Raw genomic sequence first — 21,941 nt, 5'->3', positions numbered from 1 at the left:
GAAGCCGGATATTTGCAGTATGACAACGAATCTGATTCTATTCGATGATCCTGCCATCCGGGTGCATCTGTTGCCGTTTACGTTTACGCGCCCCGTGGCCGAACTTCGGGTAGGTATTCTGACCATTGCCGAAAAATGGGCTACCTGGCTTCAAACGAAGCCTTCGTATCTGACCCAGCCGTATTTGCAAACTAAGTTTCCGCATCAGACCAACGCACCTGAGCACCTGTACATCAACGGTAGCTTGTGCCCCACGGCCGCTTTGGTCGAGGCCGTGCAGACGCTGGCGGTGGGCGAATCGCTGGTAGCGCCCGACGGGCAACTGTTGGCCGTTCGGAGCCGCGAGCCCCTGCGCCAGCCGCCCCAAACCGACGCATGGGTGGCCCGCCCGTTTGCCGAGCCAATCACGCTTATCAGCCGAATCTGGCATATGCTGGCCGAGAACGGGGCACAAATCCGGGTCGATTTGGCCAAAATCACCGAGGGGCGCACCTCACAACCCATCACTGACCCATTTACGCACTGCTACGCGCCCGAAAATATTTTTCTGGAACCCGGCGCTCAGGTGCGGGCGTCGGTTCTGAACGCCGAAAATGGTCCCATCTATCTCGGCAAAAACGCTGTGGTAAGCGAGGGCTCCGTAGTTATTGGACCATTTGCCCTGGGCGAAGACTCCACCGTGCAGTGGGGTAGTCGTATGCGGATGAACACCACCATTGGCCCTTTCAGCAAAGTGGGGGGCGAGGTAGGCAATTCCATTCTGATTGGCTATGGTGCCAAGCAGCACGACGGGTATCTGGGCAATTCGGTGATTGGCGAATGGTGCAACCTTGGGGCCAACACCAACAATTCGAACCTCAAAAACGACTACACCAACGTCAAGCTGCATAGCTACGCCACCGATCAGCTCGAGGATTCGGGGCAGATGTTTGCCGGGCTGTTTATGGGCGATTTCACGCGGGCGGGCATCAGCACCATGTTCAACACGGGCACGGTGGTGGGCGTCAATGTAAACGTGTACGGTGGTGGGTTTCAGCCCAAATACATCCCGTCGTTTTCGTGGGGCGGGGCCGATACGGGCTTTGCCACCTACCGATTCGAGAAAGCTTTGCAGGTGGCCCGCGAAGCCTTCGTTCGGCGTGGCCGGGAATTCGATGCGGTGGAAGAGGCTATTTTGCGCACTATTTTCGAGCAGGAAACCCGCCGGTACCAATCCCCCGAAGCGCAGTAACCCCGGCCCTACCGACGTTTTTTGGCCGTTCGATATTCTCCCCGTAACCCATGCTCTTCCGCGATATTATTGGTCACGACGACCTCAAGCAACACTTAGTTCGGGCGGTGCAGCAGAATCACCTCGCCCACGCCCAACTGTTCGACGGGCCTACCGGGAGTGCCAACCTCGCCCTTGCGCTGGCGTTGGCTACGTACGTCAACTGCGAAGACCCGCAAGGCACCGGTACGCCCGAGGCCGATGCCTGCGGCCGGTGCGCGTCGTGCATCAAAATGAATAAACTGGTACACCCCGACCTGCATCTGGTGTTTCCGGTGGCCAACATGGGCAGCAAGGCTAAAACCAGCGAGGCTTTTCTGACCGATTGGCGGCAGATGGTGCTTCAGTCGCCCTATCGTACCCTGCCCGAGTGGCTCGAACAAACCGGGGCCGATAACAAACAGGGCAATATTTCGGCCGAAGAAGCCCGCAGCATTATTCAGAAACTGGCGCTCAAAGCCTACGAAGGCCGGTACAAGATCATGCTGATCTGGCTACCCGAGCTGATGAACGTGGCCTCGGCCAACGCCCTGCTCAAAGTGCTTGAGGAACCCCCTGAGCGCACCTTGTTTCTGCTGGTGACCAATCAGCCCGACAAACTGCTGATCACTATTCTGTCGCGGACGCAGCGGGTGGCCGTGCGGGCCTTTACCGATGACGAGGTGGCTCTGTACCTGCGGCAGGCGCAGAATCTCGACGAAATCCGGGCCCGACAGGCGGCTTTTCTGGCCAATGGCGATATGGCCGCGGCCCTGCAACTGCTCCGCACCGAACCCGAAAGCAGCCCCGACCGGCACAGCTGGTTTGCCGACTGGATGCGGGCCTGCTACCGGCAGGATTTGACCGCGCTGGTAAAGCAGGCCGATCAGTTCGACGGGTTCAGCAAGGAGAAACAAAAGGGGCTTATGGAATACAGCCTGCGGTTGTGCCGCGACCTGTTTTTGTGGCAGCAGGGAGCCGAATCGCTGCTCCGCTTGCCCGAGGACGAACTCACGTTTGTGAAAAACTTTGCGAAGGTGTTGCAGCCCGTACACATTGAGCGGATCATCACCGACATTAACGAGGCCGCGTACCACATCGAACGAAATGCCCGCGCCAAAATGGTTTTGCTGGATCTGTCGCTGACGTTTAGCCGCCTGATCCGATGAAAGCGGCCCGGCTGTCCAAGCCCAAACAGGTAATCGGCATGACCGACGTGACCGATTTTCCGGACCTCGGTCTATTGGATGTAGAGGCCAAAATTGACACGGGCGCGTACACCTCAGCCCTGCACTGTAAAGATGTCCGACTGATTGAGTCGGCCGAGGGCACGTTGCTAAGTTTTTGTGTCATTGGGCATAACGGCCACTTGTCCGAGCGTTATTACAGTGATACATTTACACAACGAACCATCCGTAACTCCTTTGGTGTCGCCGAAAGGCGGTACGTAATCAAGACCCGAATTGTCTTATTCGGGCGCCGAATCAGGGCCGAGTTTACCCTGGCCGACCGGGAGCGTATGCGTTATCCGGTGTTGCTGGGGCGCAAACTTCTTCGCAACCGGTTCGTGGTGGATGTATCCCAGAAAAACCTTTCCCAACAAGCCAAAGTCAGTACCCGCACTCACTGACCTACTCTCATGCGTATTGCCATCCTGTCGGCCAATCCAAAGCTTTACTCAACGCAACGTTTAGTCAAAGCCGCCGGGAAACGCGGTCACGAGGCCGTCGTTATAGACCATATGAAGTGCCAGGTTGTGATCGAAAATGACCGGCCGGCGGTGCTGTATCAGAACAGCGTAATTGATTCCATCGACGCCATTATTCCCCGCATTGGGGCCTCCGTAACCGACTACGGCTGCATTATTGTCCGGCAGTTTGAGCTTATGAAGGTTTTTACCACTGCCAAATCGCAGGCAATCAGCCGGGCCCGCAACAAGCTCCGAAGCCTGCAAATCCTGTCGAAAGCCGGGGTGGGCCTTCCCAAGACCGTTATGGCCAACCACCCCAAAGATGTAAAGCAGCTCATTGAGTTGGTGGGCGGTCCACCCGTTGTGATCAAGTTGCTGGAAGGCACGCAGGGCATCGGGGTGGTACTGGCCGAAACGGCCAAAGCGGCCAAATCGACCATCGAAGCCTTTACAGGACTGAAACAGAACGTACTCGTTCAGGAGTACATCGCTGAGTCGAAAGGAACCGATGTACGGGCTTTTGTGGTGGGCAATCAGGTGGTAGGCGTCATGAAGCGACAGGGACCAGAGGGCGAGTTTCGTTCCAACCTGCACCGGGGTGGCCGGGCCGAGGCCATTCCGCTCACGCCCGAAATCGAATGGACCGCCCTGACCGCCACCAAAGCCCTGGGCCTGCGCGTAGCCGGAGTCGACATGCTGATTTCTAACCGGGGGCCGCTGGTGATGGAAGTCAACTCATCGCCCGGACTCGAAGGCATCGAGAAAGCCACCCGTCGCGACGTTGCCGACGATATCATCAATTTTGTTGAAGAAAAAATACGCGCCGACGAAAGCGATATTGTGGGAGTGTAGAAAAGAGGGAGGAGGGAGGAAGGAGGAAAGGAGAAAGGAACGCAAGCGTGGCTAACCTTTCTCCTTTCCTCCTTCCTCCCTTCTCTCCTATTCAAATTCCTTTGGTAACCCAAGTTGCCGGGCGTAGTGGGCCGGGCAGTAAGTATGTACACGGTGGAGGAGCGAATTCATGTCGTCGGCAAATTCCACAAAATAATCGGGGTCGAGTTTGAGCAGCTTTTTCAGGATTTGATCGGTCCGTTTGGCAATGTACAACGCACATTTGTCTGTGCGGCTATTGTAGGTACGTAGCTGATCGGGGCGCTCTTCGAAAAACGAATTGAGCATATACATTCCCAATTCTACCTCCCCATACTTGTCTTTGGTTACCTTGCCATGCCGGGTTATGTAGCCGCTGATGGTACGCATGTCCATCATAATCCACCCCGCCGAATCCTGCTTGAGCCGTACCGTGCGGTCGATAAACTCTCGAATCACCATCCGGCGCTCGTCGACCGTCTGCCCATGCTCAATCAACTCAAACTGAAGCCGTTCGAGCAGCAGCGCATCTTTGGTAATGAGCCGTAGCAGCAGTTTATCTTTTTCGTTTTCGGGGAGCCGGACAATGGCACGTTTGAGATCGGGATCGATAGCGGGCATAGGCACAGTGAACAGGTAACAACGAACAGTTCTTCGCTGCAAAGAAACAGATAATTGGTATTAACCGTTACTTCATAACTGACCAAACCATTTATGTGAGGTGGTATTGGTTGTTCTCTGCATTATGACTATTCTGATCACGGGCGGCACCGGAAGCATTGGCCGCCGACTCACCCAACTCTTACAACAGAAAGGCCACACGGTTGCCTGGCTAAGCCGCTCTGAGCAGTCGGTTCCCAATGTGCAGGTGTACCATTGGGATGTCCGAAAAAGCCAGATCGATGCGCGGGCCGTTGCCGACGCCGATGCCATTATTCACCTGGCTGGGGCCGGTATTGCCGACGAACGCTGGAGCGACGCCCGCAAGCGCGAAATTCTGGAAAGCCGCACGCAATCGACCGCGTTGCTGGCCCAGGCGCTGCGCAACACGCCCAACCGGGTGCGGGTTTTCGTGTCCTCATCGGCCATCGGGTACTACGGGGGCGATACCGGCGACCGGCCCATGACCGAAACCAGCCCGGCGGGCAGCGATTTTCTGGCGCAGGTGACCCGTGCCTGGGAGCGATCGGTTGAGGAAATTGACACCATCAAAACAACCGAGGGGCAGCCCATTCGCACGGTACGCATCCGCACGGGCGTGGTGCTCACCATGGCGGGCGGGGCCTTGCCCAAACTGGTACAACCCATTCGGCTGGGGGCCGGGGCCGCCATCGGGTCGGGTCAGCAGTATATTTCGTGGATTCACGTCGACGATATCTGTCAGTTGTTTATCCAGGCCGTCGAAACAGAGTCGTGGAAAGGCGCTTACAATGGCGTAGCCCCCGACCCAGTTACCAACGAGGCCCTTACCCGCGAAATCGCCAGTGTGCTCAAGCGGCCGCTCATTCTGCCCAAAGTACCGGCCTTTGCCATCAAGCTCGCTTTTGGCGAACTGGCCGTAACCGTGCTCGGCAGCAGTCTGGTCCTCAACAAGCGGATTGCCCACGAAACCACGTTTGCGTATAAATTCCCCAAGCTACGCGACGCCCTTGAGGACTTGTTGAAGTAAACGATTGCCTTGTAACTTGCTTCTATGAAAGAACTCTTGCAGTATGTATGCACTCAACTGGAAAACCACCAGATCCCGTATATGCTTTCTGGAAGTATAGCCATGAGTCTTTACACGATACCTCGTTTTACAAGAGATATTGACTTAATTATTGTACTAGAAGAAAAAGACGTAGATACTCTTTCGAGGATTTTTAGCAAAGGCTTTTACTTCCACCGACCGTCTGTTGAGGAAGAAGTTCGTAGAAAAGGCTTTTTTAACGTTATTGACGAAGCGAGTGGTTACAAAGTCGATTTTGTTATCCGTAAACAAGATTTATTTCGTCATACAGAATTTGCCCGCCGACGACGAGATATGGTTTATGGAGTCGAGGCTTGGGTAGTTACTGTAGAGGATCTAATTCTGTCGAAGTTGATTTGGATACAAGACTACCAAAGTGGACAGCAAATTATAGACATCGAACATTTGATCGCTGATAACAACATAGACATCGAGTATGTAAGACACTGGCTGCAACAACTCCATTTAAACACATTCGGACTTCTATGAACGATACCCCTTATTATATCTACGAAAAGCAGCTAGCCATTTTCAATGCCATGAAGCCAGGCCAACGCATTGAGGTATGCTTATCGATGATCGAGGATGGACGCCAGCTTGTATTGGACCAACTTCGCTATAAGCACCCTGAATGGACGCAAGGTCAATTGATCGCAGGTCTGGCCGAACGTTTATATGGTAAAGAGTTTCCAGCCGATAAAATGGAAGCAATTCGACAATCCATTATTTCCTTTCACGATACCCCTGCCTGAACGGAGACGTTTTACGGCACTTGTCTAACTTTCATCTCAAAACAAACTTTAAACTAGTCGATAATGGCAGACGCTTTCATCTACGACGCTGTGCGCACCCCTCGCGGACGGGGCAAGAGCGATGGGTCGCTCCACGATATTCAGCCTATTCAGTTATTAACCAGTGTACTGGTCAACCTGCGCGACCGCAACGGGTTGGACACCAGCCTGATCGACGATGTGATTATGGGCTGCGTAACACCCGTAGGCGAGCAGGGTGCCGATATTGCCCGCACGGCTGTACTCGAAGCAGGCTACGCCGAATCGGTAGCCGGGGTGCAACTCAACCGGTTTTGCTCATCAGGACTGGAGGCTATCAACATGGCCGCAGCCTACGTGATGTCGGGGCAGGTCGATGCCATTGTCGCCGGCGGGGTAGAGTCTATGTCGCGGGTACCGATGGGAACCGACGGGGGCGCCTTGTTCATGAATCCACAGATTGTAGCCCGGCACAATATTGTTCCGCAGGGAATCTCGGCCGATCTGATTGCTACCAAATACGGCTATACCCGGGCCGCTGCCGATGCTTTCGCGGCCGAATCGTACCGCCGGGCTGAGGCCGCACAGGCCGACAATCGGTTTGCCCGAACCCTGGTACCCCTCCGTGATGAGATTGGACAGGTAGTGCTCGACCGCGACGAGGGCGTCCGCCCCGGCACAACGGCCGAGAGCTTAGGCAAGCTCAAACCAGCGTTTGAGATGATGGGGCAAATGGGCCTCGATGCACTCGCTCTGCTCAAATACGCGGAGTACAACAAAATTAACCACGTGCACCATGCCGGCAACTCGTCGCAGATTGTCGACGGGTCGGCGGGTGTGCTGATCGGAAGCAAAGAATTCGGCGAGAAAGCGGGTTTGAAGCCCCGCGCCCGCATCAAAGCGTTTGCTATTGTCGGTTCTGAACCGACAATCATGCTCACCGGCCCTATTCCGGCCACACAGAAAGTGCTCAGAAAAGCCGGCATGGCTATCAGCGACATCGATCTGTTCGAGGTCAACGAGGCTTTTGCCGCTGTTCCGATGCTGTTTATGGACGAGTTGGGTGTAGACCACAGCCAACTCAATGTCAACGGGGGTTCTATTGCGCTGGGGCATCCGCTGGGGGCAACGGGGGCCATTATCTCCGCCACCCTCATCGACGAACTGGAGCGCTCCGACAAGCAAATCGGCCTATCGACCTTGTGCATCGGTGGAGGCATGGGCATTGCTACCATTTTCGAGCGGGTGAATTAAAAAAGAAGGAAAACGGAGAAGGGAGGAAAGGAGAAAGGTTATGCCGCATTTGCGTAGACCTTCTCCTTTCCTCCCTTCTCCTTTCTACCCCTTACTCTTATTTCCGACTACCGTTGCGCGAGCCGCTATGGCCCGAATGCCCGTGCCCACCCCGCTCATCGGCCAATTGCTCTTTCGATTTAGCCTCGTGGTGGTCGTCTTCGGGTTCCTGCTTCGATTTGTGTTCATTGCCCATCACCTGTTCCATGTTCGGGCGTCGTCCGGTCGTGTCGTAGCCATGCTGATGATTGGGCTCCGAGCCGGGTTGCTGGGTTGTTTTGTTGTTAGCCATACCGATTGAGTATTTGTTTAGGCTAATAACCTACCAGAAACGTAGATTGTTATACGAAAGGAGGAACGGAGAAAGGAACAGGAAGCAGATACGCTATGTTACTCATTTCTGCTAAAAAGCAAAACGGCGACTCAGTTGTGAGCCGCCGTTTTTGGGGTTGCAAACCGTGTTTGCAAATTACTTAGCTGAATCAGCAGGCATAGCAGCGGCTGAAGAATCCGTAGCCATCGTGCTGTCAGTTGCTACAGTAGCTGATGAATCCATCGTCATTGACGTAGAGTCAGCAGTCGTAGTCGTTTCAGTGCTTTCAGCTTTCTTCTGGCAAGAAGTAGCCAGAGCGATCATTGCCAGGAAGAAGAATGAAGATTTTACCAGAGCTTTCATGATATTGGGGTAGTTTAACGTTAACGATTAATACCAACCTTAATACCCGACCGAGAAATAGGTAACCCACGTTTTTTGAAAAATTTTAAAACTTTTTTTTGGGTTACTATTTTGGTCAAACTGTATTAACTAATGAGCGCGATTAATGAGGGAGACGATTCGTTTGCACTGGACTGACGAAGCCCTGCTGGATGGCCTGGCAAGCGGATCGGACGCGGCTCTGAATCAGTTGTATCAGCGGTATTTCCCAATGGTACTGCATTTGATTTTGAGCAACAGCGGAAGTGAAGACGACGCGAAGGACATTTTTCAGGAAGCGTTGGTTGTTTTGTACGAGCGTGCTCAGGACGAGACGTTTGCACTAAGCGCCCAACTCAAAACGTACCTGTATTCGGTGTGCCGACGCCTTTGGCTCAAGCAGCTGTCCCGACGGGGGCGTTTCGGAGGCCTCGCGGCCGACGAGCTAAACGAGTCAGACGAGCTTCTGTCGGTAGACGAAGACCTGACCGAGCACGAGCGCCGGAATGAGCAGTTTGATGTAATGGCAGCCTCACTGGCAAAACTGGGCGAGCCCTGCCGCACGTTACTTGAAGATTTTTATATCCGTCAGTTGTCTATGCAGGACATCACGGAAAAGTTTGGTTACACCAATACCGACAACGCGAAGACGCAGAAGTACAAGTGCCTGATGCGATTGAAGCGATTGTTTTTTTCTGACTACCAGGAGTAACGGTTTTTGTATTCAGTATTTCGCCTGACCGCGCTGCTGAAGGCTAAACCACCCAAGAAAATGAACGAGGAAAAGCAAATTACCGACGCCCTTGAGCAGTATGGTCGCCGGTTGGTTTTTAGGGAACGTTTGGCAAGGGCTCAGGCGAGCGTCGATATGGATGCGATGCGCCAACGAGCTCAGATGCTGGCTACCGACGCCGAGCCGCCCGTAAAGCGGATTGGCCGCGTGCGCGAGCTTTGGCAGACCTACCGCTCTACCTTTGCGGTAGCCGCGGCTGTAGCCATCGTAACTACCTTCTCGACCCTGTTTTTGGTTCGCTATTACCGCAACACCACCCAACAGCAGGAGCAGTACAGCATGCTACGTCGGGATGTGCAGGCCATTAAGCAATCGCAGAACCGGATTCTGGACGGGCTTAGCGTCCGCCGGAAATCGCTTATTACGGTCAACCCCGGTCAGATTGCCGGCACCAGCTTTCTGCTTAACTCGGACGGCTATCTGGTCACCAATAACCATATTGTGCAGGGCGCTGATTCCGTTTATGTGCAGAGTCAATCGGGCGATGTGTACAAGGCCCGGGTTGTGTACGCCGATAAAGGCTACGATCTGGCAATTCTGAGTGTTCGCGACGACAGCACGTTCCGGCCCGGTCAGGTAGTCCCCTACGGATTTGACCCACGCCCGTCGGATCTGGGCGAGCGGGTGTTTACCCTCGGTTTCCCCCGCGACGAGATTGTGTACGGCGAAGGGTATGTAAGCAGTGGCACCGGCTACCGCAACGATTCATCGGCGTATCAGGTAGCCATCAGCGTGAATCCTGGCAACTCGGGTGGTCCGCTGCTCGATGGCAGTGGCAACGTAATCGGGATTATCAGCGGTAAGCAGGTTTCGAGCGAAGGGGCTTCGTTTGCGATCAAAACCGACTTTCTGTACCGTGCCATCAGCGCCATTCCCAACGATTCACTCAAAGGGCAACCCCTCAAGCTGAGCCGCCGGAGCGCTCTGAGCCGCCTGCCGCGTACCCAGCAGATCAAGCGGGTACAGCAGAACGTGTACATGGTGAAGGTGTTTAAGCATAAGGAGTAGCGCGTATCGAATACCCGAAACAGCTCCGTTTTATTCATAAAAAAAGCCCGCTTCAAGTTGAGCGGGCTTTTTGGTATCAGGTTGTTTAACGATTGAGTGAATCAGAGAGCAATAAGGTTAAAACCGGTGCGAAACCGTCAGCATTCCGCGGGCACCGGGGGCTTTGATGTAGTCGGCATCGCGGGCGGCCCACTGCGAAATAGCCGGGTAATAATCCGCGTTGAGCAGGTTTTCGATACCCAGCGTCAGGGTCGTTTTGGTTGTCAGATTGAATGAGCCATTCAGGTTTACGAGCGTGTAGGGCGTTACCGGTCCCTGCCCGTAGGTGTACAGGCCGCGCGCGTTAGGGGCAAACCGGTTGCGCTCACCCGACCGCAGTGCATTGACCGTCAGGCTCCACCGTTGGCTCGGAGTCAGGCGTACATACGCCGTTGTTTTAGGGGCCATAATCCGGTCGCTGCCGAGGTAAGCTTCGTAGGTACCATCGTTATTCGCATCGGTTTTCCCTTCTACGTAGGCGTACCCACCCCCAATAGCCAGAAACCGCGTTGGTCGCAGCTCAGCAGCCAGCTCGTAGCCCCACACGTTCTCGGGCGAGCGCACAATCTCGAACACACCCGAGGCACTTTGCCGGAACGATGCCCCCAGTGCCGACCGGCTGCGGAACAAGGCCAGATCGTAGTGAAACAAGCGGCCTACATCGCCCGCAACGCCGGCTTCGTAGTTGTTCACGATGATCGGTTCGGTAGGTAGCTGCGACACGATGCTCCGTTGCGAGGTACGCAGAATCCGGCCCAGTTCATTAATCGAAAAGGCTTGCGAATAGCTCACAAAAGGCTGGAAGAACCGGAGTCCGGCATAGCGGAGACCCACATTACCCACAAAAGCCTCGTAGCGGAGGTTGCCCCCCTGCACGGCCACACCGCCATCGTATTTCTGCGTACTGGCATTGTAGGTTTTAAGGGTTGTAAAGTCCGACACCCGCACACGAATATTCTCGAAACGGGCACCCGCTTTCAAAATCAGGTTGTTCAGGATGTCGAGTTTAAGTTGCGCGTAGGGGGCCAGATTTTGCATAGCCATGTCGGGGGTCCAGAAGCGGCCATCCTCCAGTTTCTGGGCCGTGTTGTCACCCAGCAGGTCAAGACCATACAGGAGCTCGCCATCCAGCGCCTTACCCAGCCGGAAGGGCGTGTTCAGGTTTAACCGGACACCCTGCTTGTTCGAAACGACGTTGGACTGACCACCGTTCTCAAAAAACTGAGCCTCATAGCCATAGACCGTGCGGAAACGTTGGCCATACAGCACCACTTCGAGCCCAGTACCGCCCAGTAGTCGGTCGTAGGTGTACCGTAGCGTGAGGTTGTGGTTGTAGGGCGTTCCCTGCGGAGTACCGGGCATCTCGTTGGTGGTGGGCACGCCGATGGTAGGCGTTTTACCGTAGGTTCCGAGCTTTTCTACGTACCCCAGTTTCGACTGACTGGCGTAGTAGTTGTACATCAGCTCAACCCGCTGCCGGTCGGTAAGGGTATGCCCTACTTTAGCGAGCAGGTTGTAATTGTTCATCTGGCCCGTATTGTAAAACGGCGAGATAACAGCCCCGTTGGCATCTTTGAGTAAGCCCGACCGCTCGTAAGTACCGTTCAGCACGTAATCGGTCCGGCCGGTTTTGCCGGTAAACTGCTGACTTAGTCGGAACCCTTGCGTACCCGAGGCATGACTCAGGCCGCTTGTCAGGCCCGCCCAGGTTTGGCTCGAAAACGGCTTACCCGTTTCGGGGCGTTTTGTGATATAATTGATAATGCCCCCATCGGCACCGTTGCCGTAAATTGAGGTAGCCCCTTTGATGACTTCAATGCGTTCGAGGGCCGAGGGATCGATGATGCGCAGGTCGCGGCCACCATTGCGGAGCGGAGTCGACTGCGGCACCCCATCAACCAGCACCAGCACCTGCCGACCGCGTAGCGTTTGCCCGGTGTTGCTGGTACGACCGGTAGCTACAGCCAAGGCCGGTACCGTGTACTGCAACAGGTTGGTTACGTCGGCATTGATGGCGGTTTGTTCGGCAATTTGACGCTTACCCACAATGGTCACAGCCGAGGGCACCTCGTTGATGGTTTCGGCCCGACGGCTCGCCGTTACCACCACCTCATCAAGAGCCGACTCGCGCTCCTGCATGGTCAAGTTGAGCGTTGTGGTGTCGGTATCGTTCACGGTAAGCGACTGACGGACCGATTCGTAGCCAACCATTGTGGCCGTCAGCGTGTACTGACCCGCCGGAACCGTAAGCGTAAAACGTCCCTGCTCGTCGGTTTGGGTACCGTAACGTGTACCCGGCAAACTGACCGTAGCCGACGGAATCGGCTTGCCCTGCCCATCGAGCAGCACACCCGTCACCGTTTTTAAAGCCGACTGGGCCAAACTAAGTATGGAAAAACACAGGCTAAGCCCAATTACTAAAAGACAGTTTTTCATTCGTTAAAGCCATTCAGGCATACAATTCTGGGGCAAAGGTAGGCTCAGTTTAGAATCGTTCAAAATAAACCCTAAATTATTTGGATTAAATCTAAAGAACCAGGAACTTTGAGGTACGCAACCAGACAAACGCCAGATCGTGAAGGGAAAGGGCTTTATCAAATCTGCATTAGGTAAACTGCACTTGTGGCTGGGGATGGCTACGGGGCTTGTTGTGCTGATCGTGAGCCTGACGGGCTGTTTGTTTGTGTTTGAGCAAGAGCTGCAACGGCTTATCTATCACGACCAACTGACCGTACAAGCGCAAAAGGGCCAGTTACTTGCACCGGGCACCATTGCCGACCGGGTATCGGCCACCTTCCGGAAAACGGCTATTCAACGAATTTACCGCCGATTAGCCTCCCCCGATCCCGCCCTGACCGACACCTATCAGGTGATCCTAAAAGACAAGCGGCTGGTCTCCATCGACCCGTATCAGGGTCAGGTATTAGGCGTTCGGAACCTGAAAACAGACTTTTTTGCGGTTGTCCGGGAGATTCACACCACCCTGATGCTGGGCAAGACCGGGAGCCACATTATCGGCTGGTCGGTTATTGTCTATTTATTTCTGCTCATTTCGGGACTGGTGTTGTGGTGGCCCCGGTACAAGGCAGCCATGAGCAAAGCCGCCCTGAAACAGAAATTTACCATCCGCTGGTCGGCGCGGTGGCGTCGGGTCAATTACGACTGGCATAGCGTCGGCGGTTTTTACGCCCTCTGGATTCTGGTGGTCATTGCCTGTACGGGCCTGATCTGGTCGTTTGAATGGTGGGAAAACGGTCTGTATAAACTCACTGGCTCCCCCCCGCGCGACCGTACCAAAGCCGTTTCGACCTTGCCGGCCGCTCGGCAGACCCAGACAACCGGGCGCTCAACCCAAATTGACGCGATGGTAGCCCGTACCAATGCCCTTGAAACCGGCGCAACTGAGTTGTACGTCATTTTCCCAGCCGATTCGGTGGGCGCTTACCGGGTACAGTTTCGCTACGATGAGGGCTCGTTTTACCGGAAATACACGATTCAATACTACGATCAATATTCGGGGCAGTTGGTAACCGGCAAACGGTACAGCGACTTCTCGGCGGGCGACAAAGCGCGCGGAGCCGCCTACGACCTGCATACGGGTGGATGGCTGGGATTACCGGGCAAAATTCTGGCGTTTCTGGCCAGTTTGTTTTCGGCTTCGCTACCCGTCAGTGGATTTCTGGTGTGGTGGGGCCGCCGACGCAAAGCCTGTCAGGTGGTCGATGCCCCGGTAAAACCGGCATCGGTCCGCCGAAAGCGTCAGGCCGAGCCGGTAGCCAATGTTTAACGAGGTAACCTGCAAGGTCTCAAAGACCTTACAGGTTTGGTAAGAGCCAAGATTATTGCACCCGACGGGCAAAGTAATAGTTGATACCTACTTTGGCCCGGCCACCGCGGTTCCGACCGGCAAGCGGGTTGCTACGGTCGTAGTAGTTGGTTTCGAGCGAGGCTTCAACGCCCAAATTCCGCCGAACGTAGAACATGGTACCCACTTCGAGCGTGATGCTGTTGAAACGTGCCTTTTCATTATCGCCAATATTACTGGCCCGCTCGCGCCCAAAGTTATACCCCGCCCCTACAAAACCGCTGATGCGGGTGCGTATGGGGTAGTACCGGGCAAACACGCCCACCTCCTGCGACCGGAAGCTGGTCGACAACCGACGGTCGTAGCTCAGGCGAATGCCGCCCATAAAACCAGGCTGAAAAAAGTAGCCTAAACGCGGGTTGAGCACCATGTACGAGCCACTGCCCTTACCTAGGCCCAGCCCTACCGAGCCACCCAGCATCACACTGCCTTTTTCGAACCAGGGCAAGCCATAGCGGTCGTTCCGGTAACGCGTGTTCTCCACCTGCTCGCGTACTTCTTCTTTGATCTCCTGACCAGCCTGCTGGGCCTCCTGCTTTATTTCCTGGCGAGTATCACGTGTGTTTTGTTCCAGCTCGCGGGCTCCTTCGCGGATGTCTTCTTTTACTTCCTGCGCTTTCTCGCGCACCTCCTGTTTTGTTTCCTCCTTAATCAGTGGCCGGTTTTCCCGGGTCTGATTGGTTTCGGACTGGGCAAAGGTTGCCGCAGCCAAAGCCAGCAACAAGCCCATCGTTGTAAGAATCGTTTTCATCGTCGTTGAGTATGTAAAAATGCTACTGATTAAACTTGGCCGACGGGAAAAGGTTTTTTGGGGCTTGCACGCCATCTACGAAAGAGTCAACAAAAAAAGCCCCTGAGCGCTGCTCAGGGGCTTTTGCCTGTCTATTATGCTATTTCTGCATGACTTTAATTAACTCGCTCACCTGCTCTGCGGACACCGCCGGAAAGTTGGCAATACGGATCTGGGTTTCTTTCAGCTTACCGTACCCACTGCCAATGATCATCCCCTGCTGCCTGGCGGCTTCCATTACCCCTTTGGCCGGTCCGTCGGTGTTTAGCACCACAACCGTTTGCGAGCGATGGCGCTCCTGCTGCACAAAGGGCGTGTAGCGGTCGCTGCTTTCGGCAAACCGGTACAGTATCCGGGCTTTCTCTTCGGTCTCCTTACGCACCGTTTCAATCCCGATCCGGTTGAGGTCTTCGGCAATTTTGCCCAGCAGATAAATGCCCAGAACATTGGGGGTAGCCGGGGTTTCAAAGGTCTGGTAATTTTTCCAGAGCGTCGGCAAATTGTGATGGGCCCCAATCGTGAGCGAATCGTACCGCTGAAGCCGCTCAGCCTTTTCGAGGCAGGCCTGACTCGCAATCCAGACCCCCAAACCGGCGGGCATCCCAAAGGCTTTCTGCACCGAGAAATACGCCGAATCGATCAGACCAAAATCCAGATCCGGGTACGGTGCCGACGACACCATATCCACGCAGAACAGCTTTTGAGCGTACTTCCGCTTCAGCTTGTGCATGTCGGCGGGGCGCATCTGCACACCCGCCGATGTTTCGTTGTGCGTCAGGCAAACCAGCTCAGCGTATTCGGGTATGTCTACCTCGGCCGCATCGAATCCTTCACCCAGGGGTTTTTCCTGCAAGTGGGCAAACTTGTGCAGCGACTGCGCGTAGTCATAAAACTTCCGCGAGAACGACCCATTAACCAAATGAAAACTCTCGTGCTCTACGCAGTTGAGCAACAGCCGCTCCCACACCTCCGAGGCCGAGCCCGTGAAGAAGATCCCGTGCGTAGCCGGAATATTCATCAACGCCCGTAGCTGCTCATCGGTATGCCGGTAAATATCCCGGAACCGGGCGCTCCGGTGCGAAATGGAGCCCAACTGCTCATCCATTGCCGTTTGCAAATGGGCAGCAAACGTGGGGTAAAGTTCGGCCGGGCCGGGAGTGAAGTAGGTGTATTTCATAAAAAGCGAAAGAGTGAAAGAGCGAAAGAGTGAAGTAGCTCCCGCGCTCTTTCACTCTTTCGCTCTTTCACTCTTTAGTAAAGTAGCCTAAACTTAATCGTGTTTTCCACATTCCGCAGTTCAGCAACCACATCTTCGTCGTACTCCTTGGCAATGTCGGTGATTACATAACCAATGTGTTCGTCGGTTTTGAGGTACTGCCCTTTGATGTTAATGTGGTGCTTGGCAAAAATCTGGTTCAGTTGCGACAAAATCCCCGGTACATTGCGGTGAATGTGCAGCAGCCGGTGCGACTCTTTCAGGAGGGGCAGCTGGAGTTCGGGAAAGTTGACGCTCCCGTAGGTGCTACCATTGTTGATGTACTCCAGCAATTTGCCCGGTACAAACGTGCCGATGTTTTCCTGAGCCTCCTCGGTGCTACCGCCAATGTGCGGGGTCAGAATCACGTTGGGCAGCCCCCGCAGCTCGTTGATAAACTCCTCGCTGTTGGTCTTTGGCTCATACGGGAACACGTCGATACCGGCCCCTGCTACTTTGCCCGACTTGATGGCTTCGACCAGCGCCGGAATATCGACAATATGCCCGCGCGACAGGTTCAGGAAGATGACGCCCTCTTTCATAAGCCCAAATTCGCGGGCTCCTATCAGGTTTTTATTGTCTTTGCGGCCATCGGTATGCAGGCTCACAATGTCCGACACGGCCAGCAAATCCTCCAGCGTGCGGCACTTGCGGGCGTTGCCCAGGGCCAGTTTATCCACTACATCGTAGAAATAAACTTCCATGCCGAGGGCCTCAGCTACTACCGACAGTTGGGTGCCGATGTTGCCGTAGCCAATCAGACCGAGTTTTTTCCCCCGAACCTCAAAGCTGTTGTTGGCCGACTTGTCCCAGATACCCTCGTGCATTTTGTTGCTCTTGGTCACCACGTTGCGAATCAGCATGATGATCTCGCCAATGGCCAGCTCAACCACCGACCGGGTGTTGCTGTAGGGGGCGTTGAACACAGCAATGCCCCGCTCCGAACAGGCCGTCAGGTCGATTTGGTTGGTGCCAATACAAAATGCCCCGATTGTAATGAGCCGGTCGGCATGTTCGAGTACGCGCCGACTCACGTTGGTTTTCGAGCGGATGCCCAGAATATGAACGCCCCGAATGGCTTCGATCAGCTCGTCTTCGTCGAGGGCACCTTTCCGGATCTCCACGCTGAAGCCCTCCTGCTCAAACAGGTGCACGGCTACCGGGTGTACGTTTTCCAGCAGCAGCACCTTGATCCGGCTTTTGGGGTACGAGTGGCTGCGGCTCAATTTATTATCGAACAAAAAATCGTCGAGTGAAGGTGAAACATAATCGGCTTTCTCAACCACACTGGGCCGGAGCACGTTTTCGGTAAAGGCATAGAACCGATTGGCCAGACCCGACTCCCGGATTTCGTAATCCGTGTAGCCGTCGCCAATCACGTACACATCGCCATCGAGTTGCAGGCTACGCATGAGTTTCACCTTGCCCCCGTCGGTAGCCAGCGGGTTTTCGCAGTCGCAACCCACAATATTGCCTTTTTCGTCGTACTCAAACGTATTGGCAAATACGTGGTCTTCTTTGACACCCAGCGCCGTCACAATCGGCACGATAAACTCTTTGAAACCACTCGAAACAATGTAAATCTGATCGGCATGTTCGCTCAGGAACGAGCGATTACGCTGAAACGAGTCCGACACTTTGGTCATGAGTGTCTCGATCAGCGCGGGCAGATGATCGCGGTGGGCGTTGAGTAAGCGGAGCCTCTGCTCAAGCGACTGAGCCAGCGACAGCTCGCCCGCCATCCCCCGGTCGGTAATGGTCCGAATCTGATCCAGCACATCGTCGCGGTCGGGCCGGCCGATCAATGAAATTTCGCCCAGCACGTCGAGGGCCTCTACTTTGGTAAACGTACTATCGAAGTCGATAATGAAGTACGTTTGTTCAAGCGGTTTTGTTAGCATGAGAACAAGGTTCTGTTGTCACAGGTTGGTCGCAACGCCTGGCTGGTTGCGAAGTGTTCTTTAGCTTGTTGACGTACCACAAAGGTAGGCATTCCGTTGGGGTATCGGAAAACAACAGCGGGGCCGTTGATACTTCCTTGCTCAAAAAAGGCCGAAACGGGTCAAATTAGTTCAACCGAAGGGGCTTGCGGGCAAAAGATCGGTACTGCCGCACGACCGAAGCGACTCCCAGATGCCCCACAATGCTGGCATACATGGCCGCATCGGCCACGAACCCCTCCACGGGGCCGCGCTTCTGGGTCTTGTAGGTGTTTTTGGCTGACCAGGGCACCCAGCAAACCCGCTTCTGGTGCTGCTGCATGTATTCGTTGATGGCAACTTCGAGCTGAAAGCGCTCCACAGGCCCGCTCAGTACGGCTTCCAGATCGGCCCGTCGGATGATTCGTTCGCCCGAAAGCAGCACATCGGCCCGGCTCATACGCACGAACCAATCCGCCCGGAGCCGCCGGAGAATAAGCATATCAGCGGGGCAACCTTGCCGCACCTGCCGCACAATCCGGCTTAGTTCGGCCCGGTTCATTTGTTGAAGATCGGCATCCATCAGCAACACATAATCGGCCCGAATCTCGCTCAGCCCGTGCCGAATGGCGGCTGTTTTACCTTTGTTATCAGGCAGTTGAAGCAACCGGATGCGTGGCCAACGCTGCCGGATTGTTTGAGCCAGTTCGGGGTCGTTGGAGCCATCGTCTACACACACAATCTGCGCCAGCCCCGGCACGCGCGTTACCACGTCGAGTACCGCCAACAGACGGTCGCCCTCGTTGTAAAACGGAATCAGGCAAGCTATGGAACAGGGTGTGTGCATACCATGAGTGACTGCGGTTACTCCGCATCTCCCTAAAAACAAACCCTGTAGATATAATAGTTTTATTTATTACCTACTGGCCGTCAGTTACCTGTTCGATCCGCTCCGACGAAAACGCCAGGGGCTTATCGGCAAATAGTTTTTTGGTGGCCGCCCAGGTAGTCCGGAAAAGGTCGCTCTGTCGGTAAGCATCGAGGGCTTCGGCCGAGGCCCAGTAACTGTACGTGATCCGAACGGCCGGGTTATCGAGGTCACGCAACAGTTCGAGGTGCTGGCAGCCCGGAAAGGCACGAATCTGGTGTTTCGATCTATCAAAAATTTGCCCAAACGCTTCCAGCTGGTCTTCCTGAAAGGTCATCCGAACGATACGAATAAGCATAGTGATCTTTTTGTCAAAGTTGCCGAAAAAAGGCGGATTGGTTTCGGTTTGTGCACAGGCTTTTCCAAAAAGCGGCTCTACAGGCAGTAGGCCCGACCGGTCTACCTGATTATAGAGACGTAGAGGGCAAATGGGTTTGCCCGTGCATCTTTGTGCTTCGTTTTACCGATTATCCTTATGCAATACAGAACCTTCGGCCGCACAGGCTGGCAAGTATCCGACATTGGCTACGGCATGTGGGGCCTCGCGGGCTGGACAGGCTCCGAGCGCGAAACCGTCGACCGCGCCCTCGACCGTTCCGTTGAACTGGGCTGCAACTTTTTCGATACCGCCTGGGGCTACGGCGAAGGCCTGAGCGAAACCATTCTGGGCGACCTCATGAAGCGGTATTCCGACAAAACCCTGTTTGCCGCGACTAAGATTCCGCCCAAAAATCGCAAGTGGCCTTCAAAATCGCACTTCTCCATTGACGATGTATTCCCGGCCGACTACATTGTGGAGTACACCGAAAAGAGCCTTAAAAACCTGGGTGTGGATACCATCGACCTGCAACAGTTTCACGTTTGGGAAGACGCCTGGGCCAACCGCGACGAGTGGAAAGAGGCCATTCAGAAACTCACCCAGGCCGGTAAGGTACGGGCCTGGGGCATTTCGGTAAACCGCTGGGAGCCCGACAATGTGCTCAGCACGCTCCGCACGGGCCTGATTGATGGCGTGCAGGTGATCTACAACATTTTTGACCAGGCTCCCGAAGACAACCTCTTCCCGCTCTGCCGCGAGTTGGGCGTGGGGGTGATTGCCCGCGTACCATTCGACGAAGGCACACTGACGGGTACGTTTACGAAAGAAACCACGTTCCCAGCCGAAGACTGGCGCTCGACCTACTTCGTCCCCGAAAACCTGAACGCCAGCGTCGACCATGCCGATGCGCTCAAACCGCTCATTCCGGCTGGCATGACCATGCCCGAAATGGCCCTGCGGTTTATTCTGAGCAACCCCGACGTGGCCACTACGATTCCGGGTATGCGGCAACTCCGCAACGTGGAAGCCAATTGCGCCACCAGCGACGCCGGCCCACTTGACCCACAACTACTGGCCGAACTGAAGGGCCACCGCTGGGACCGTACGCCCACGGAGTGGAGTCAATAGGGTGAAAGAGTGAAAGAGCGAAAGAGTGGCGGACGCACAAGTAAAACCGGTGCGTCGCCAGTCGGAATGCCGTTTTTCGCTCTTTCACCCCTTTCGCTCTTTCACTCTTTCACTCTTTCACTCTTTTATAATTCGTCAAATAACCCGGCACAGTCACACTGGCATCCTGAAGCGGGTCCTGAATCGGGGCACCGTACTGTAGGCTGACGGGTACAACGCCCGCCCAGTGTGGTAAGTCCAGGTCTTCGGGGTCATCGTTGACGTTGCCAGTCCGGACCTTTGCCGAGGCCTCTTCGATTTCAATGGCCAGCACCATCGTCTTTTTCATCTCGCTTGCGCTGGGTGGGCGGGTATCGGCCCAACGGCCGGGCATCAGATGCTCAGTAATGCGCTCCAGGGCCGCCCAGGCTTCGGTCGGGTCATCAACCAGCCGGGTTTGCCCAAACAGCACCACCGACCGGTAATTGACCGAGTGACTGAACGCCGACCGGGCCAGCACCAACCCATCGACGTGCGTGACCGCCACACAAACCGGCACTCCTTGCGCCAGCTGGCGAAAAAAGTGGCTCCCCACCGACCCGTGAATGTACACCGTGTTGTCGATACGGCCGTAAGCGGTTGGAATCAGAAACGGTTGCCCGTCGAGCTGGTAACTCACATGGCACACCAGCCCCGCATCGAGAATAGGGTAAATAGTGGCCGCATCGTGATGGCCACGCTTCGGCAGCCGCGAGAGTTTGGTTCGGTTCGTTGGATTCATGCGCGTACAGTTAAGCGGTATGTTTGACCCGGAACGGGCTACGTCCTGAGTCTAACATACCCCAAAGCTATACGGATTCCGGACCATACCACTCGTCCACTTTTTCAAAATAGACTAGTCCGGTTAATTCGCTAATACTCCTGCGACAGCGGGTGAATCATAAACTCATCGACCACAACGTGGGCCGGGCGGCTGATGAGAAACAGCATTGACTCGGCCATGTCTTCGTTCTTAAGCCAGTTTTTCGAGGTTTCGTGCCCGTGCCCTTTGGCATGAAAATGCGAGTCGACCAGGCCCGAGTACACCCCCGTCACTTTGATACCAAACGACCGCACCTCTTTCCGGAGGGCCCCCATAAAGGCCTCCTGCGCGTACTTACTCGCCGTGTACAGCGAGCCGCCCGCAAAGGTGCGCTTGGCTACATCGGAGGCTACCACCACCACATGACCCGAGCCCTGTGCTTTCAGCGTGGGCAAAGCAGCTTTGGTAAGAACAAACGTGCCTTTCACGTTTGTGGCCATCAGTTCGTCCCACTCGGTTACGGTCAGCTCGTCCACATTTTTGAAGACGCCGTAGCCTGCGTTGTTAATGACTACGTCGATTTTCCCAAAGCGATCAAGGGCCGTTTGGACTACCGTTGCCATGTCGGCCTCGTTGGCTACGTCGCCGGGAACGGCCACAATGCCGGGGTGCTCTAATTCGAGCGATTTCAGGTCCTGGGCGTTGCGGGCGGTAGCCACTACCCATGCCCCTTTCTGGGCCAGCAACAGAGCCGTAGCGCGTCCGATACCACGGGAGGCCCCCGAAATAAGTACAACTTTGTTTGTTACATCCATAAAACA

Annotated in this window: 23 protein-coding genes; 12 read left to right on the top strand and 11 right to left on the bottom strand. The window is 55.0% G+C overall.

The window, feature by feature from the left end; translation table 11 throughout:
- The first annotated feature begins 19 nt into the window (after window positions 1-19).
- From RUDLU_RS0114660 to rimK, 4 genes are read left to right on the top strand one after another with little or no spacing between them, the layout of a single operon-like run.
- On the top strand, window positions 20-1,231 hold the full coding sequence (locus tag RUDLU_RS0114660) for a putative sugar nucleotidyl transferase (RefSeq protein WP_019989148.1): 1,212 nt from the start codon (window positions 20-22) through the stop codon (window positions 1,229-1,231).
- 50 nt (window positions 1,232-1,281) lie between these two features.
- Complete coding sequence (locus tag RUDLU_RS0114655; protein WP_019989147.1) at window positions 1,282-2,418, top strand: DNA polymerase III subunit; 1,137 nt, start codon at window positions 1,282-1,284, stop codon at window positions 2,416-2,418.
- Window positions 2,415-2,879, top strand: a complete 465-nt coding sequence (locus RUDLU_RS0114650; protein ID WP_019989146.1) for an ATP-dependent zinc protease family protein — start codon at window positions 2,415-2,417, stop codon at window positions 2,877-2,879. The genes RUDLU_RS0114655 and RUDLU_RS0114650 overlap by 4 nt, the downstream gene beginning before the upstream one ends.
- 9 nt (window positions 2,880-2,888) lie before the next feature.
- Window positions 2,889-3,791 (top strand): 30S ribosomal protein S6--L-glutamate ligase, encoded by a 903-nt coding sequence (gene rimK / locus RUDLU_RS0114645; protein WP_019989145.1) that lies wholly within the window; start codon window positions 2,889-2,891, stop codon window positions 3,789-3,791.
- Window positions 3,792-3,878: 87 nt separating this feature from the next.
- Here rimK and RUDLU_RS0114640 read toward each other — a convergent pair whose 3' ends face one another.
- Window positions 3,879-4,430 (bottom strand): hypothetical protein, encoded by a 552-nt coding sequence (locus tag RUDLU_RS0114640; RefSeq protein ID WP_019989144.1) that lies wholly within the window; start codon window positions 4,428-4,430, stop codon window positions 3,879-3,881.
- Window positions 4,431-4,554: 124 nt separating this feature from the next.
- On the opposite strand from RUDLU_RS0114640, the gene RUDLU_RS0114635 reads away from it, so the two are divergent.
- From RUDLU_RS0114635 to RUDLU_RS0114620, 4 genes are all read left to right on the top strand, one after another.
- A complete protein-coding gene (locus tag RUDLU_RS0114635) occupies window positions 4,555-5,478 on the top strand; it encodes a TIGR01777 family oxidoreductase (protein ID WP_019989143.1) in 924 nt (307 codons plus the stop codon).
- A gap of 24 nt (window positions 5,479-5,502) precedes the next feature.
- Window positions 5,503-6,027 carry a nucleotidyl transferase AbiEii/AbiGii toxin family protein gene (locus tag RUDLU_RS0114630; protein WP_019989142.1) on the top strand — a complete coding sequence of 175 codons (525 nt, stop codon included), beginning with the start codon at window positions 5,503-5,505 and terminating at the stop codon, window positions 6,025-6,027.
- Complete coding sequence (locus RUDLU_RS0114625; RefSeq protein WP_019989141.1) at window positions 6,024-6,290, top strand: hypothetical protein; 267 nt, start codon at window positions 6,024-6,026, stop codon at window positions 6,288-6,290. Before RUDLU_RS0114630 ends, RUDLU_RS0114625 begins: the two co-directional genes overlap by 4 nt.
- A gap of 63 nt (window positions 6,291-6,353) precedes the next feature.
- The gene (locus RUDLU_RS0114620) at window positions 6,354-7,562 is read left to right on the top strand and encodes an acetyl-CoA C-acetyltransferase (protein ID WP_019989140.1); all 1,209 of its coding nucleotides are present in this window, start codon (window positions 6,354-6,356) and stop codon (window positions 7,560-7,562) included.
- Between the two features lie 97 nt (window positions 7,563-7,659).
- Here the strand turns inward: RUDLU_RS0114620 and RUDLU_RS0114615 are convergent, their stop codons facing one another.
- Together RUDLU_RS0114615 and RUDLU_RS30155 are read right to left on the bottom strand one after the other, a co-directional pair.
- On the bottom strand, window positions 7,660-7,893 hold the full coding sequence (locus RUDLU_RS0114615; protein ID WP_019989139.1) for a hypothetical protein: 234 nt from the start codon (window positions 7,891-7,893) through the stop codon (window positions 7,660-7,662).
- A gap of 177 nt (window positions 7,894-8,070) precedes the next feature.
- Window positions 8,071-8,277: a hypothetical protein gene (locus RUDLU_RS30155; protein WP_157580210.1), complete on the bottom strand. Its 207-nt coding sequence runs from the start codon at window positions 8,275-8,277 to the stop codon at window positions 8,071-8,073.
- 145 nt (window positions 8,278-8,422) lie between these two features.
- Here RUDLU_RS30155 and RUDLU_RS0114605 point away from each other — a divergent pair, with 145 nt between their 5' ends.
- Both RUDLU_RS0114605 and RUDLU_RS0114600 read left to right on the top strand, forming a co-directional pair.
- Window positions 8,423-9,007 (top strand): RNA polymerase sigma factor, encoded by a 585-nt coding sequence (locus tag RUDLU_RS0114605; RefSeq protein WP_019989137.1) that lies wholly within the window; start codon window positions 8,423-8,425, stop codon window positions 9,005-9,007.
- Window positions 9,008-9,067: 60 nt separating this feature from the next.
- The gene (locus RUDLU_RS0114600; protein ID WP_019989136.1) at window positions 9,068-10,096 is read left to right on the top strand and encodes a S1C family serine protease; all 1,029 of its coding nucleotides are present in this window, start codon (window positions 9,068-9,070) and stop codon (window positions 10,094-10,096) included.
- Window positions 10,097-10,213: 117 nt separating this feature from the next.
- Here RUDLU_RS0114600 and RUDLU_RS0114595 read toward each other — a convergent pair whose 3' ends face one another.
- Window positions 10,214-12,571, bottom strand: a complete 2,358-nt coding sequence (locus RUDLU_RS0114595; protein ID WP_083940582.1) for a TonB-dependent receptor — start codon at window positions 12,569-12,571, stop codon at window positions 10,214-10,216.
- A 139-nt stretch (window positions 12,572-12,710) separates the two neighbouring features.
- Here RUDLU_RS0114595 and RUDLU_RS0114590 point away from each other — a divergent pair, with 139 nt between their 5' ends.
- On the top strand, window positions 12,711-13,922 hold the full coding sequence (locus RUDLU_RS0114590) for a PepSY-associated TM helix domain-containing protein (RefSeq protein WP_245581671.1): 1,212 nt from the start codon (window positions 12,711-12,713) through the stop codon (window positions 13,920-13,922).
- Between the two features lie 52 nt (window positions 13,923-13,974).
- On the opposite strand, the gene RUDLU_RS0114585 is transcribed toward RUDLU_RS0114590, so the two are convergent.
- The 5 genes from RUDLU_RS0114585 to RUDLU_RS0114565 all read right to left on the bottom strand — a co-directional run bounded on the left by RUDLU_RS0114585 (window position 13,975) and on the right by RUDLU_RS0114565 (window position 19,190).
- Window positions 13,975-14,751, bottom strand: a complete 777-nt coding sequence (locus RUDLU_RS0114585) for a hypothetical protein (protein WP_019989133.1) — start codon at window positions 14,749-14,751, stop codon at window positions 13,975-13,977.
- 139 nt (window positions 14,752-14,890) lie between these two features.
- The gene (locus RUDLU_RS0114580) at window positions 14,891-15,967 is read right to left on the bottom strand and encodes an aminotransferase class V-fold PLP-dependent enzyme (RefSeq protein WP_019989132.1); all 1,077 of its coding nucleotides are present in this window, start codon (window positions 15,965-15,967) and stop codon (window positions 14,891-14,893) included.
- 74 nt (window positions 15,968-16,041) lie between these two features.
- On the bottom strand, window positions 16,042-17,946 hold the full coding sequence (gene serA / locus RUDLU_RS0114575) for a phosphoglycerate dehydrogenase (protein WP_019989131.1): 1,905 nt from the start codon (window positions 17,944-17,946) through the stop codon (window positions 16,042-16,044).
- A gap of 166 nt (window positions 17,947-18,112) precedes the next feature.
- Window positions 18,113-18,811 carry a glycosyltransferase family 2 protein gene (locus RUDLU_RS0114570; RefSeq protein WP_019989130.1) on the bottom strand — a complete coding sequence of 233 codons (699 nt, stop codon included), beginning with the start codon at window positions 18,809-18,811 and terminating at the stop codon, window positions 18,113-18,115.
- A 73-nt stretch (window positions 18,812-18,884) separates the two neighbouring features.
- Window positions 18,885-19,190 (bottom strand): putative quinol monooxygenase, encoded by a 306-nt coding sequence (locus RUDLU_RS0114565; RefSeq protein ID WP_019989129.1) that lies wholly within the window; start codon window positions 19,188-19,190, stop codon window positions 18,885-18,887.
- 177 nt (window positions 19,191-19,367) lie between these two features.
- Here RUDLU_RS0114565 and RUDLU_RS0114560 point away from each other — a divergent pair, with 177 nt between their 5' ends.
- Window positions 19,368-20,339, top strand: a complete 972-nt coding sequence (locus tag RUDLU_RS0114560; protein ID WP_019989128.1) for an aldo/keto reductase — start codon at window positions 19,368-19,370, stop codon at window positions 20,337-20,339.
- Between the two features lie 109 nt (window positions 20,340-20,448).
- Here the strand turns inward: RUDLU_RS0114560 and RUDLU_RS0114555 are convergent, their stop codons facing one another.
- Entirely contained in the window at window positions 20,449-21,099 is a 651-nt protein-coding gene (locus RUDLU_RS0114555; RefSeq protein ID WP_019989127.1) for a pyridoxamine 5'-phosphate oxidase family protein, read from the bottom strand.
- Window positions 21,100-21,230: 131 nt separating this feature from the next.
- The gene (locus RUDLU_RS0114550; protein WP_019989126.1) at window positions 21,231-21,935 is read right to left on the bottom strand and encodes an SDR family oxidoreductase; all 705 of its coding nucleotides are present in this window, start codon (window positions 21,933-21,935) and stop codon (window positions 21,231-21,233) included.
- Window positions 21,936-21,941: the final 6 nt, after the last annotated feature.

Origin of the sequence: Rudanella lutea DSM 19387, from assembly GCF_000383955.1 — a bacterium.
In the GTDB taxonomy this organism is placed as follows: Bacteria; Bacteroidota; Bacteroidia; order Cytophagales; family Spirosomataceae; genus Rudanella; species Rudanella lutea.
Note: the sequence above shows the minus strand (reverse complement) of the source record. Positions and strands in the feature narration are given on the sequence as shown.

Coding starts and splice junctions, on each gene's coding strand:
- RUDLU_RS0114660 (WP_019989148.1), top strand. CDS start 20: ATGACAACGAATCTGATTCTATTCGATGATCCTGCCATCCGGGTGCAT.
- RUDLU_RS0114655 (WP_019989147.1), top strand. CDS start 1,282: ATGCTCTTCCGCGATATTATTGGTCACGACGACCTCAAGCAACACTTA.
- RUDLU_RS0114650 (WP_019989146.1), top strand. CDS start 2,415: ATGAAAGCGGCCCGGCTGTCCAAGCCCAAACAGGTAATCGGCATGACC.
- rimK (WP_019989145.1), top strand. CDS start 2,889: ATGCGTATTGCCATCCTGTCGGCCAATCCAAAGCTTTACTCAACGCAA.
- RUDLU_RS0114640 (WP_019989144.1), bottom strand. CDS start 4,430: ATGCCCGCTATCGATCCCGATCTCAAACGTGCCATTGTCCGGCTCCCC.
- RUDLU_RS0114635 (WP_019989143.1), top strand. CDS start 4,555: ATGACTATTCTGATCACGGGCGGCACCGGAAGCATTGGCCGCCGACTC.
- RUDLU_RS0114630 (WP_019989142.1), top strand. CDS start 5,503: ATGAAAGAACTCTTGCAGTATGTATGCACTCAACTGGAAAACCACCAG.
- RUDLU_RS0114625 (WP_019989141.1), top strand. CDS start 6,024: ATGAACGATACCCCTTATTATATCTACGAAAAGCAGCTAGCCATTTTC.
- RUDLU_RS0114620 (WP_019989140.1), top strand. CDS start 6,354: ATGGCAGACGCTTTCATCTACGACGCTGTGCGCACCCCTCGCGGACGG.
- RUDLU_RS0114615 (WP_019989139.1), bottom strand. CDS start 7,893: ATGGCTAACAACAAAACAACCCAGCAACCCGGCTCGGAGCCCAATCAT.
- RUDLU_RS30155 (WP_157580210.1), bottom strand. CDS start 8,277: ATGAAAGCTCTGGTAAAATCTTCATTCTTCTTCCTGGCAATGATCGCT.
- RUDLU_RS0114605 (WP_019989137.1), top strand. CDS start 8,423: ATGAGGGAGACGATTCGTTTGCACTGGACTGACGAAGCCCTGCTGGAT.
- RUDLU_RS0114600 (WP_019989136.1), top strand. CDS start 9,068: ATGAACGAGGAAAAGCAAATTACCGACGCCCTTGAGCAGTATGGTCGC.
- RUDLU_RS0114595 (WP_083940582.1), bottom strand. CDS start 12,571: ATGAAAAACTGTCTTTTAGTAATTGGGCTTAGCCTGTGTTTTTCCATA.
- RUDLU_RS0114585 (WP_019989133.1), bottom strand. CDS start 14,751: ATGAAAACGATTCTTACAACGATGGGCTTGTTGCTGGCTTTGGCTGCG.
- RUDLU_RS0114580 (WP_019989132.1), bottom strand. CDS start 15,967: ATGAAATACACCTACTTCACTCCCGGCCCGGCCGAACTTTACCCCACG.
- serA (WP_019989131.1), bottom strand. CDS start 17,946: ATGCTAACAAAACCGCTTGAACAAACGTACTTCATTATCGACTTCGAT.
- RUDLU_RS0114570 (WP_019989130.1), bottom strand. CDS start 18,811: ATGCACACACCCTGTTCCATAGCTTGCCTGATTCCGTTTTACAACGAG.
- RUDLU_RS0114565 (WP_019989129.1), bottom strand. CDS start 19,190: ATGCTTATTCGTATCGTTCGGATGACCTTTCAGGAAGACCAGCTGGAA.
- RUDLU_RS0114560 (WP_019989128.1), top strand. CDS start 19,368: ATGCAATACAGAACCTTCGGCCGCACAGGCTGGCAAGTATCCGACATT.
- RUDLU_RS0114555 (WP_019989127.1), bottom strand. CDS start 21,099: ATGAATCCAACGAACCGAACCAAACTCTCGCGGCTGCCGAAGCGTGGC.
- RUDLU_RS0114550 (WP_019989126.1), bottom strand. CDS start 21,935: ATGGATGTAACAAACAAAGTTGTACTTATTTCGGGGGCCTCCCGTGGT.